Origin of the sequence: Pseudoduganella rivuli, from assembly GCF_009674485.1 — a bacterium.
GTDB lineage: Bacteria > Pseudomonadota > Gammaproteobacteria > Burkholderiales > Burkholderiaceae_D > Rugamonas > Rugamonas rivuli_B.
This window is the reverse complement of the sequence record NZ_WKJJ01000001.1, coordinates 523,174-534,979: the sequence shown is the minus strand read 5'-3', so window position 1 is coordinate 534,979 and position 11,806 is coordinate 523,174. Positions and strand designations below refer to the sequence as shown.

10 protein-coding genes are annotated in these 11,806 nt (G+C 64.4%); 8 read left to right on the top strand and 2 right to left on the bottom strand.

Annotation, left to right across the window (positions count from 1 at the left end; genetic code table 11):
* Positions 1-27: 27 nt before the first annotated feature.
* On the top strand, positions 28-1,434 hold the full coding sequence (locus GJ700_RS02180) for an aromatic ring-hydroxylating dioxygenase subunit alpha (RefSeq protein ID WP_154370996.1): 1,407 nt from the start codon (positions 28-30) through the stop codon (positions 1,432-1,434).
* 34 nt (positions 1,435-1,468) lie between these two features.
* Positions 1,469-2,026, top strand: a complete 558-nt coding sequence (locus tag GJ700_RS02175) for a 3-phenylpropionate/cinnamic acid dioxygenase subunit beta (protein WP_154370995.1) — start codon at positions 1,469-1,471, stop codon at positions 2,024-2,026.
* Positions 2,027-2,085: 59 nt separating this feature from the next.
* Here the strand turns inward: GJ700_RS02175 and GJ700_RS02170 are convergent, their stop codons facing one another.
* A complete protein-coding gene (locus tag GJ700_RS02170) occupies positions 2,086-2,826 on the bottom strand; it encodes a DUF2889 domain-containing protein (protein WP_154370994.1) in 741 nt (246 codons plus the stop codon).
* A gap of 80 nt (positions 2,827-2,906) precedes the next feature.
* Between GJ700_RS02170 and GJ700_RS02165 the strand changes: the two genes are divergently transcribed.
* Positions 2,907-3,707, top strand: coding sequence for an SDR family NAD(P)-dependent oxidoreductase (locus tag GJ700_RS02165; protein ID WP_154370993.1), 801 nt, complete (start codon positions 2,907-2,909; stop codon positions 3,705-3,707).
* Positions 3,708-3,751: 44 nt separating this feature from the next.
* Here the strand turns inward: GJ700_RS02165 and GJ700_RS02160 are convergent, their stop codons facing one another.
* Entirely contained in the window at positions 3,752-5,392 is a 1,641-nt protein-coding gene (locus GJ700_RS02160) for an ATP-dependent acyl-CoA ligase (RefSeq protein ID WP_154370992.1), read from the bottom strand.
* A 167-nt stretch (positions 5,393-5,559) separates the two neighbouring features.
* Here GJ700_RS02160 and GJ700_RS02155 point away from each other — a divergent pair, with 167 nt between their 5' ends.
* From GJ700_RS02155 to GJ700_RS02135, 5 genes are all read left to right on the top strand, one after another.
* Positions 5,560-7,587 (top strand): TetR/AcrR family transcriptional regulator, encoded by a 2,028-nt coding sequence (locus GJ700_RS02155; protein ID WP_154370991.1) that lies wholly within the window; start codon positions 5,560-5,562, stop codon positions 7,585-7,587.
* Positions 7,588-7,772: 185 nt separating this feature from the next.
* Complete coding sequence (locus tag GJ700_RS02150) at positions 7,773-8,852, top strand: amidohydrolase family protein (protein ID WP_154370990.1); 1,080 nt, start codon at positions 7,773-7,775, stop codon at positions 8,850-8,852.
* The gene (locus GJ700_RS02145; RefSeq protein WP_154370989.1) at positions 8,849-9,706 is read left to right on the top strand and encodes a fumarylacetoacetate hydrolase family protein; all 858 of its coding nucleotides are present in this window, start codon (positions 8,849-8,851) and stop codon (positions 9,704-9,706) included. The genes GJ700_RS02150 and GJ700_RS02145 overlap by 4 nt, the downstream gene beginning before the upstream one ends.
* Positions 9,706-10,605, top strand: coding sequence for a 3-hydroxyacyl-CoA dehydrogenase (locus tag GJ700_RS02140; RefSeq protein WP_154370988.1), 900 nt, complete (start codon positions 9,706-9,708; stop codon positions 10,603-10,605). The genes GJ700_RS02145 and GJ700_RS02140 overlap by 1 nt, the downstream gene beginning before the upstream one ends.
* Positions 10,602-11,783: a thiolase family protein gene (locus tag GJ700_RS02135; RefSeq protein WP_154370987.1), complete on the top strand. Its 1,182-nt coding sequence runs from the start codon at positions 10,602-10,604 to the stop codon at positions 11,781-11,783. Before GJ700_RS02140 ends, GJ700_RS02135 begins: the two co-directional genes overlap by 4 nt.
* The last annotated feature ends 23 nt before the right edge of the window (positions 11,784-11,806 follow it).

The window sequence follows — 11,806 nt, the reverse complement described above, 5'->3', positions numbered from 1 at the left end:
CATTCCAAGTAATTCAAGGAGACAGAAATGTTGACGAACACAAGCACAACGCTGTCGGATGGCACGCGGATCGACGACTTGATCGCGCCGGCCACGCGCGAAGTGCAAATGCGGGTGCTGTCGGACCCGGAACTGTATGAGCTGGAAATGGAACGCATTTTCGGCAAGACCTGGCTGCTGCTGGGCCACGAATCCGAATTGCCGAACGACGGCGATTTCGTGGTGCGCGACATGGGCTCCGACTCCGTGATCGTGACCCGCACCAAGGGCGCCATCGCGGTCAACCTGAACGTTTGCCCGCACCGCGGCATGCGGGTGGCCACCACCGATTGCGGCAACACGCAAATCCACAAGTGCAATTACCACGGCTGGGCGTTCCGCCCGAACGGCGACTTTATCGGCGCGCCGGTGGAGCGCGAGCAAATGCACGGCAAGATCCTGTGCAAGGAACAGCTGGGCCTGCAAAAAGCCCGCGTGACCCTGTATGGCGGCCTGATTTTCGCCACCTGGAACCTGGACGGTCCGTCGTTCGAGGAATTCCTTGGCGACACCAAGTGGTATTTCGATATCCTGTTCCAGCGCAGCGACCGTGGCCTGGAAGTGCTGGGACCGCCGCAGCGCTTCATGGTGCGCGCCAACTGGAAGACCGCCGGCGAGCAGTCCGCCGCCGATGGTTTCCACACCCTGACCCTGCACCGCTGGCTGGGCGAAGTGGGCAACTATGCGAAGAAGGACGACAAGAAGGAGGCGGGCGCCGCCAACGACCTGAGTCCTGAAATGATCGGCGTGGAAATCAGTTCGCCGCACGGCCACGCGCTGCGCTGCATCGACCTGGCCCGCAAGTTCGTGGCGCTGACCGGCATGGATTCATCCAAGCTGACGCTCGATGAAAAGCTCAACGCGCTGCCGCCGCCGGGTGTCAGCAAGGACATGGTGCCGCAACTGAAGCGCAACCTGAGCGAAGACCAGCTGAAGGTGCTGGTGTCGATGCCACCGCAAGTGGGCGGCATCTTCCCGAACATCCTGTTCGCGTTTGTCTATATTCCGCAAGGCGACGGCTCGGTACTGGGGCTGACCCTGGTGCACGCCTACGTGCCGCGCGGCCCGGACAAGCTGGAATTCGTCAACTGGATCCTGTGCGAGCGCGACACGCCGCCCGAGCTGCGTGAAAAAATGCTGGAACAGAGTATCCAGCTGTTCGGCACCTCCGGCATGGTGGAGCAGGACGACTCGGACACCTGGCCGCACATGACCATTGCCGCCAAGGGCGCGCAAGGCAAGAAACAGACGCTGAAATACCAGGCCATGTTTGAAACCGGCGCACCGGCCGGCTGGCCCGGCCCCGGCATCGTCAACGAAGGCTTTACCAAGGACGATACGCAGTGGCACTGGTGGCTGTACTGGCACGAGCTGATGACGGCAAAGCAGGCTTGATCTCCCGTCCGCAAACCAATTGAAGGAGCTTTCCATGGAAGCAGCAGCAACCCTGCCGACGACCGAACGGCGCCGTTTGCCCGTCGGGTCGGAGATGCATAACCGCATTACCGAATTTCTGTATGACGAAGCCCGCCTGCTGGACCAGATCCGGCTGACCGAGTGGGTGAAAATGCTCGACACCGACCTGGTGTACGGCGCCCCGGTGCGCGAAACGCGTTCCATCACGGACCAGGCCAAGTCCGTGGTGCGCACGGTGCAGCATTACAAGGACAATTACCGCTCCGTCATGGGGCGCGTGATGCGCCTGACCGCCACCAAGAGCGCGTGGGCCGAAGACCCGCCATCGCGCACGCGCCGGCTGGTGACCAATGTGTTCGTCGAGACCACGGAAAAGGACAACGAGTTCGCGGTCTCGAGCTACATGCTGGTGACGCGCAGCCGCTTCAGCGACGACCACTTCGATCTGATCAGCGGCGAGCGGCACGATGTGGTGCGCCTCGGCGGCGACGGCCAGTTCAAGCTGGCGCGGCGCGAGATCATTCTTGACCAGTCGGTACTGGGGACGCCGAATTTGGCGATTTTCCTGTAACGGGTGACATTGGCGGATTACGCGCTGCGCATGGCGCGTAATCCGGCAAGCCCGCATCGTCACACCGCCTGCAAAAACGCCCGGTCCTCCGCACAAAGCTCTCCGGCGCGCTCCGTAAAATCCCACGTCGACCCCACCACCCGCAACGCCGTCACCGCCCGCTGCGGTTGCTGGGCGAAACACCTGCCGCTGGGTTCCGCGTGCGGCAGCACATCCAGGTCGCGCTCCCGTCCCCGTGAAATCATCAGGCAGCGCCGCAGGATCAGCGCCGCTTCCGCCACGTCTTCCGGCAAGCTGGTCAAGGCCCAGCGCGCAAAGCCGTCGCGCAGGCTGACGCCGGCGTGTTCCTGCGGCGCCACGATGGTCTCGCCGTCGATACGCCAGTCCAGCACGGTCACGCCGTCGCGGTCGATGCGGCCGCTGGTCTGTTTGCCAATGCGGCGCGGCACGTCGATATCGTAGCGGCGCGCGCTGATGCCGCGCGCGGCTGCCGCCAGCGCCAGTCCGGCCAGGTCCAGCTGGTGCGTGCATTGCTGGCTGGCGTCGGTGGCGCGCGTGACGGAATTGGCCACGCTGTCGAGCCGCATGCCGGCCAGGCCGGCCAGCGCCGCCCCCGCCGCGGCGCAGCCGGTGTAGGGAATCCGCAATCCGCTGCCATGCGCCCGCGCTACCACGCCCGCGGCAAACGCCAGTTCGACGCGGAAATGGTGGAAGTCGTCTTCCAGCGCCGCGCGGGCGCTGCCGGTGCCGGGTCCTTCCAGGCGGGTGGCGATGTGGATACTGCGGCGAAAAGATGTCATATATTCGAAGTTCGTCAAATAAATTACCATAAATTGTACAGTATTGTAGAATGTGTTCATAACTATTGTGGAGGCGTTTGATGGGTTTACTGGACAATAAAATCGCGCTGGTGACTGGCGCGGGCGGCGGCATCGGGCGCGGCATCGCGCGCCGTTTCGCACGCGAAGGGGCGGCGCTGGTATTGGCGGAAATCAATGCGGAAAGCGGCGAGCAGATCGCCCGCGAAGCGCGCGAACTGGGCGCGCGCGCCGTGTTCATCCAGACCGACGTGTGCAAGAAAGAACAAGTGCTGGCGGCCGTGCAAAAGGCGGTGGATGAATTCGGCGGGATCGACATCCTGGTCAACAACGCGTTCGCGCCGACCCCCAATATCTTAATGGAAGACAAGACCGACGAGATGCTGGAGCAGACGCTCAATTCCACCATCTGGGCCGCATGGTGGGCGATGCGCGCCGCGCTGCCGCACATGCAGCGGCGCGGCGGCGGCAAGGTGGTGAATTTCTATTCGATCGACGTCGACGTCGGCGCCTGGCTGCATGCCGACTACAACACGGCCAAGGCTGGCATCCTGGGATTGACGCGCAGCGCGGCGGCCGAGTGGGGGCGCTTCAACATCACGGTCAACGCCATCGCGCCGACCGCGATGGGGGCGACCTTCCATCAACTGTGCCAGGACAATCCCGGCTTTGCCGAACGCTCGGCATCGCTGCGGCCGCTGGGACGCTGCGGCGACCCGGAACACGATATCGCGCCGGCCGTGCTGTTCCTGGCGTCGGACTTGTCATGCTATATGACGGGCGAGGCGATCCACGTCGATGGCGGGCTGCATATGCCGGGCTATAACTCGCGCCCGGCGCATGTGAAGGTGCGGGAGTATTGAGCGGTCCGGCATCCCCGCGCGGGCGGGGATGCCGATAAGGGAAGTCAGCGTTTCGCGACCTTGATATTGCTTTCCTCAAGGTCCCAGGTCGTGGCGGTTTTACCCTCGTCGCGCAGTTCGTATTTCAGCACGCGGCCCTGCGGGTTCTTCGGCAAGGTGGTGCGGAATTCGATGTAGCGCGGCAGGGCGTAGTAGGGCACCGCGGTGGTGGCCCACTGGAACAGTTGTTCGGCGGTCAGGGTGGAACCCGGGCGCAGGATGGCGGTGACTTTCACGTCATCCTCGCCCTTGGGGGATGGAACCGCGTGTACCGCCACCTCGGCCAGGTCGGGGTGGGCGGCAAACGCGGTTTCCATCTCGAAGCTGGAAATGTTTTCGCCACGGCGGCGCAGGTAGTCTTTCTTGCGGTCGACGAAGTAAAAGAAGCCGTCTTCGTCGAATTTGCCGATGTCGCCGGTGTGCAGCCACATGTTGCGCATGATTTTCTGGGTGTCTTCGGGACGGCGCCAGTAGCCTTCGAACATGATGTGCGGGCGGTTCGGGCGCACCACGATTTCGCCGGCCACGCCGGGCGGCAATTCCTGGTCGTTGTCGTCGAAGATGCGGACGTCGAAGTCGGGGATGCGTTTGCCGGAGGAGCCGGGCGCGGCGTATTCACCGGCGGGCAGCGAGGTGACCACGCAGGCTTCGGTCAGGCCGTAGCCATTGCCGCCCACTTGGCGCGCGCCGAAACGCTCGCGCCACACGGCCTTGGTGTCTTCGGTGAACGGATTGCCGCGCACCGTGTGGATTTGGCCGATGCAGCGTTTCATCGCGTCGTTGTCCTCGGCCTGGGCCAGCAGGTTGCCCATGCTGCCGAGGATGGAGGCGATGGTGGCGCCGGAGCGTTCGACTTCCGGCCAGAAGTTGGAGACCGAGAAGCGCGGCACGATGGCGACGCGGGCGCCGACCAGGATGTTGGAAATGATGCCCACCGACAGGGCGTTCAGGTGGAACAGCGGCAACGGCGTGATGGTGACGTCGTCGGCGGTGGCGGGGCCGGCGCGCAATTGCAAACGGGCCAGGTTGCACATGAAGTTGTAGCTCAGCATGCAGCCCTTGGACGGGCCGGTGGTGCCGGAAGTGTAGATCAGGCAAGCCAGTTCGCCCGGCGCCGGCTTGGCCGTGATCGGCGTGTCGTCGTCGCCGCGATGCAAATCCAGTGGCGCCAGCGGCAGGCCGCTGATGCCGGCGCCGTCGGCGCTGCCGGCGGCGCCACGGTGCAGCACTTGTTTGACGGCCGGCAGGCCGGCGGCAACTTGGGCGATGCGGGCCACGTAGTCGGCTTCGCAGACCACCAGCGCGGCGCCGGCGTCGGCGATCTGGTGGCGCAGGAATTCGCCGCGCAGCGCGGTATTGAGGGGCACGCTGACGGCGCGCAGCTTGTTGACGGCGAGCCAGCAGATGACGGCGTCGATATTGTTGTCGAGGATCGACACCACGGTTTGTCCGCTCTGCACGCCGAGCGCGGCAAAGGCGTGCGCCATCCGGGTCGACAGGCGGTCAACCTCGGCGTAGGTGTACAGCGTGCCGCCGAAGTCGAGCAGTACGCGGCTTGGGTGGGCGGCAACGGCGCGGTCCAGGGCGGCGATCACGGTGTCCTGTTCGCCGACGCTCCAGGCGCCGGGGTGGGTAGTGCTGGTCATGCTGTCTCCTTGGGGATAGAAATGCGGCAAATCCGGTAATTCCATATATAGAATTTCATTCTAATACGGAAATGAGATTTGTGTCAGCTAGAATAATCGCGGCGTCTGTGCCAAGATCGCAGTGCGGCGTGTTTGATGGACTTAAAGTTAAGAATAAAAGGATTGTCATGGGTAAGCAGGAGCGGGTGCCGCACAAGCCGCAAGCGGTCGCGGTGAAGGGAAGTGATGCGGGGGCAGGCAGGAAAACCGCCAGTGCGGCGGCCGAACCAGCGCCACGCGCACAGGGACGCAACAAGCGTTCCGATGAAACCATCAAGCAAATCCTGGTGGCGGCGGAACAGGTGATCCTGGAGTCCGGCGTGGAGCGGGTGGCGATCCAGGACGTGTGCGAAGTGGCGGGACTGTCGCGCGGCACGTTCTACCGGTATTTTTCATCGAAGGAAGAATTGCTGGATGCCTTTTCAGCGCACAAGCGCGAACGCTTCCACCTGGCGCTGCACGCGGCCACCGCGCCGTATCTGGTGCCGGACGAACGGTTCAAGGCCCTGATCGCCTACCTGGACAACTACCTCAAGCACAGCAAGGCGCGCCGCCTGCTCGAAGTGGCGCCGGACTTCGCGTTCACCTTCTTCAAGCGCATCTTCCACGACTCGATCGAGCGCTTCCAGGAGGTGCTGGGCATCGTGTTCGATGCGTGGGACGCGCGCCTCGGCGTCAAGCTGGACCGCGAGCTGGTCTGCGAGATGCTGATCCGCTACGTGTTGAGTGAATTGCTGGTGCCGCGCAAGGGTGACCGCCGGGTGCTGCTGGAATCGGTGGCCAGCATGACCGCCGTGATCGCGGGCCAGTCGGCGGCCGGCGCGGGGGCTGCCACCGCGATGCCGCTGTCGGCCCCGGCGCCGGCCCAGGGCACGATGGCGCCGCTGCCCGCCGTGGCCGCCACGCGCGAAGCGGGCCGCAACCGCCGTTCCGAAGAAACCATCAACGAGATCTTGAAGGCCACCGAGACCGTGGTGCTGGAATCGGGCGTGGAGCGCATGTCGATCCAGGCCGTATGCGAAGTGGCGGGCATTTCCCGTGGCACGTTCTATCGCTATTTCTCGGCCCAGGACGACTTGCTGGATGCCTATACCCAGCACAAGCGCGCGCAATTTCATCAGGGCTTGCTGGCGGCCGTGCTGCAGCACAATGATCCGGACCAGCGCTTTCATGCCGTGGTGGGCTTCTTCGACCATTTCATCCGCACCAGCAAGGCGCGCCGCCTGCTGGAAGTCGCACCGGTCTACGCGTTTGGCTTTTACCAGCGCGGTTTCGACGATACCGTCGCGCGCCTGACCGACTTGCTGGGCATCGTATACGACGCCTGGGACACGCGCCTGGGCGTGCGCCTGGACCGCATGCTGGTCAGTGAAATGCTGTTGCGCTATGTGCTGAGCGAATTGCTGGTGCAGGGCGACGACAATCGCCGCCAGGTGCCGCAGCGGATTGCCGCGCTGGTGCGCGGCATTGCGCAGACCCACGTGCACAGCCAGGCGGGGCGGCGGGATGGCGCCATCGTGGCGGATTCGGCGGCGGAATCGGCGGCGGACGGCGCTGCGGAGCCGGCGCCCGAAGAACCGGGCCGCAACCGCCGCTCGGACCAGACCATCGCGCAAATTCTGGCGGCGGCGGAAACCGTGATCCTGGAAAGCGGGGTCGAACGCGTGTCGATCCTGGAAGTGTGCGAAGTGGCCGGCGTGTCGCGCGGCACCTTTTACCGCTACTTCAAGTCGCAGGATGAATTGCTGGACGCCTTCACGCAAGACCAGCGCATGCGCTTCCACCAGGCGCTGACGGAAGTGGCGGCCGGGCACGTGGATCCGGTCTTGCGCTTCCATGCCGTGATCGATCACATGGACGCCTTCCTGCGGCGCGACAAGGTGCGTCGCCTGCTGAAAGTGGCCCCCGAGTATGCGTTCGACTTCTTCCAGCGCACCTTCGACGACGCCATCGCACGCTACAAGACAGTATTGGACATTGTGTTCGATGCATGGGAACAGCGGCTGGGCGCCGGCATCGACCGCGATTTTGCCTGTGAGCTGCTGGTGCGCTACATGCTCAGCGAATTGCTGGTGCCGACCGATGCCCGCAAGCCGCTGTTGCCGCGCCAGCTCGAGACCATGTTCGGCGCGATCCTGATGGCGCAGGGACGGTAGATTCAGCGCTTAAAAATACAAATTCCAGCTTTTTGTTCAAAACTAAGTTAAACATATTTGCATTTTCTGACTAAATCTTGCTATAGTAAGGGTAAGCCGTTGGCGGCGAGAAATCGAACATAAACCGTGGATGTGTTCATGTCCACGTGTTCGATCCCCTACTTATACCAGCAGAGGTCAACAGAATGCTTATCGATTTGCACGCGCACGCCCCGCATCCGGGCTATTACAACCAGCACCCACACTGGGGGCCTTTCTTCGAGCAGCACCCGGATGGCGACATCAAGCTGCGCGTGGGCGACTGGATCCTGGGCCTGGGTTCGCCCGAGCGCAAAGCCGCTGTCGCTTCCGGCAACGGTCCCAAGCTGGAAGATTACCTGGCGCGCTGGGCCGACCCGCAAACCCGCTTGCGCGGCATGGATGCGGCCGGCCAGAACCTGCAAGTGGTGTCGGTGCCGTCGCACTGCTACATGTACTGGACCGAACCTGAATTCGCGGTGCCGTTCGCGCAAAAGGTCAATGACACGCTGGCCGAGTATTGCTCGGCCGCGCCGAACCGCCTGATGTTCTGGGCCCACGCGCCGCTGAACGTGCCGGAAGAAGCCGCCAAGGAAATCCGCCGTGCCTGCACCACGCTGGGCGCGAAAGGCCTGGTGGCCGGCGGCGCCAATTTCGGCGGCCTGGAATTCGATTCGCCGGAGCTGGACGTCGTATGGGCCACGCTGTGCGACCTGGATTTGCCGATGTTCATCCACGGCTACAACCAGTCGGTCACCTGGGGCAAGAACGCCAACGATGACCGCTATGAAACCACCGCCATCGTCGGCATGCAGTACGACGAAACGCGCTGCTTCTGGAACCTGGTGTGCGGCGGCGTGCTGGACCGCTTCCCGAACCTGAAGGTGTACATTACCCACGGCGGCGGCTACGTGCCATACCAGCTGGGCCGCCTGGCCAAGACCAATGAAAACCTGGACGTGCGCCACAACAAGAAGCCGGTGCTCGATTACCTGAAAAACTTCTACTTCGACGTGGAACTGCATGAAGTGCCAATGCGCCAGGCGCTGGTCGACATCATTGGCGCCGACCAGATCCTGTATGGCTCGAACTTCGGCGGCAGCGACGCGGTGCGTCACGACCTGACGCATGGCCTGCGCCTGTCAGATGCGGACCTGGACAAGATCCGCTGGCAAAACGCCTGCAAGTTGCTGCACCTGGACCCGGCCAAGATCGGCGCCGTCAATCCAGTGGTGAAAGCAGCATGAAGCTGGCCCGCTGCACCGATGGCGGCGCGCCGTTCTGGGGCCTGGTGGACGTGGCGGCGGGCACCGTCACGCGCATCGCCGGCGCCTTTGAAACGTGGGCGCCGCGGGTCACGCGCGGCGAGGGGCTGGCCGCGCTGGAATTGGCCGGCCCGCCGCGACCGCTGGCTGAATTGCGCCTGCTGGCGCCTATCGAGCGCAGCAGCCGCGTCGTGGTGGCGGGCGCCAACTACAGCAAGCACCTGGTCGAATTCGGCCTGAAACCGCCGGGCCAGCCGTTCTCGTTCCTGAAGGCCTATGGCGCGCTGATCGGCGCCAACGACCCGATCCGCTATCCGCCGCTGACGCAGCAACTGGACCACGAGGTGGAACTGGTGGCGGTGATCGGTACGGAGATCGACCACGCCGATCCGCTCTCCAGCGTGCTCGGTTATACGGTCGGCAATGATGTCAGCGCACGCGACTTGCAGCACAGCGGGCCGCCCGGCATCGGCATGGACTTGTTTGCCGCCAAGAGCCAGGACGCCACCACCGGTGTCGGCCCGTGGATCGTGACGCGCGACGAGTTCGGCCCTGGGTCGCCCCGGCTGCGCCTGACCTTGCGCGTCAACGGTGAAACACGGCAGGACGCCAATACCGGCGAGATGACGTGGGACGTGGCGGCATTGCTCCGCTTTGTCGACCAGCGCTCCAGCTTCGCCTGCGGCGACATCCTGTTCACCGGATCGCCGGCCGGCGTCGGCATGGGCACCGGCATTTACCTGAACCCGGGCGACGTGGTGGAAGCCACGGTGGAAGGGATCGGCACGCTGAAGAATATCGTGGGACCCAAGTCCCCACCCAAGGGAGAGAAGTGATGAGTACCAAAACTGAAAAAGTCGTGGTGGTCGGCAGCGGCTTGATGGGCACCGGCATCGCGCACGCGTTTTCCGCGTCCGGCTTTGCCACCGTGCTGGTCGATGCCAACCCGGAAGCGCTGGTGCGGGCCGAGCAGGCGATCAGCAAGATTTTCGCCGACGGCATCAAGCTGGGCAAGCTCGATCCGGCCGATGCCGCCGCCGCCGCCGCGCGCCTGACGTTCAGCGGCGAATTGCCGGTGGCCGCCAGGGGCGCCGCGCTGCTGGTGGAAACCGTCACCGAGAAGCTCGACGTCAAGAAGGCGGTGATTGCCGAGGCGCTGCCGGTGCTGGCGCCGGGCGCGCTGGTCGCGACCAATACTTCGGCGCTGAGCGTGACGGAAATCGCCGCCAGCGTGCCGTCGCCTGAACGCGTGCTCGGCATGCATTTCTTCAATCCGGTGCACAAGATGAAACTGGTGGAACTGGTGCGCGGCATCGCCACCAGCGACGAAGCCGTGGTCACCGCGCGCCAGTATTGCGACGCCATCGGCAAGACCTCGATCGTCGTCAACGAATCGCCGGGATTGACCACCAGCCGCATGTCTGCCCTGTTGGGTAATGAAGCGATGTACATGCTGCAGGAGGGCACCGCCAGCGCGGAAGACATCGATACCGCGCTGCGCATGGGCTTCAATCACCCGATGGGACCGCTGGAACTGGGCGACATGACGGGCTGGGACACGCGCCTGAACGTGCTGAAATACCTGCATGCGACCTTGGGCGAGAAATTCCGCCCGTGCCCGCTGATCATCAAGATGGTGGCGGCCGGCCGCTATGGCCGCAAGACCGGCCACGGCGTCTACAAGTATGAAGATGGCCAGCGCGTGCCGAATTCCGGCCTGAAGGCGGGCATATGAGCAGCCGCGACGTCGTGATTGTCGAGGCGCTGCGCACGCCGGTAGGCCGCTTCCGCGGCAGCCTGGCCGGCGTGCGCGCCGACCACCTGGGCGGGCTGGTGATCGACGCGCTGGTCAAGCGCGCCGGCATTGCGCCGGACCTGGTGGACGACGTGGTGTTCGGCTGCGTGACGCAGGTGGGTGAGCAGTCCGGCAACATCGCACGCACCGCGCTGCTGGGCGCCGGCTGGCCAGTCGCCATCCCGGGCCTGACCTTGGACCGCAAATGCGGTTCCGGCGAAGTCGCGGTGCACACCGCATTTGGCGCCATCCGCAGCGGCATGATGGAGGTGGTGGTGGCGGGCGGCGCGGAAAACATGTCGCGCGTGCCGATGGGCGGCAACCGCGACGTGCACGGCGCCGTGTTTGGCTGGCAAATCAGCGACCGCTATGAATTGACCAGCCAGGGCGAAGCCGCCGAGCGCCTGGTCGACCAGTGGGAATTGTCGCGCGAAGCGCTCGACGCCTTTGCGCTGGAAAGCCACCGCCGCGCGGGCGCCGCGGCCGACGCCGGCTGGTTCGAGCGTGAAATCGTGCCGGTGCCGGTGGCGGCGCTGCGCGAACAAGGGATGGAAGGCGAGGCGGCGGATTTGCGGGCCGATGAAACCATCCGCCGCGACACCAGCCTGGAAAAGCTGGCGACCCTGAAAACCAGCTTCCGTCCCGAAGGCGGGCGCATCACGGCCGGCAATTCGTCGCAAATCTCGGACGGCGCGGCGGCCCTGCTGCTGATGTCGGCCGACAAGGCCAGGGAGCTGGGCTTGAAAGCCCGCGCCTGTATCCGCGCCGTGACGTCGGTCGGTTCCGACCCCACCCTGATGCTGACCGGACCGATCGCCGCCACCCGCAAGGTGCTGCAACTGGCAGGGTTGACCTTGGACGACATCGACCTGTTCGAAGTCAACGAAGCCTTTGGCTCGGTGCCGATGGTGTGGATGCGTGAAATCGGCGTGCCGCACGAAAAACTCAATGTCAATGGCGGCGCGATCGCGCTGGGGCACCCGCTGGGCGCCAGCGGCGCCCGCATCATGACCAGCATGCTGCATGAGCTGGAGCGCCGCCAGGGCCGGTTCGGCTTGCAAACCATTTGCTGCGCGGGCGGCATGGGCACCGCGACCATTATCGAGCGGCTCGACTAATGTAAACAAGTTTCTCCAGGTTG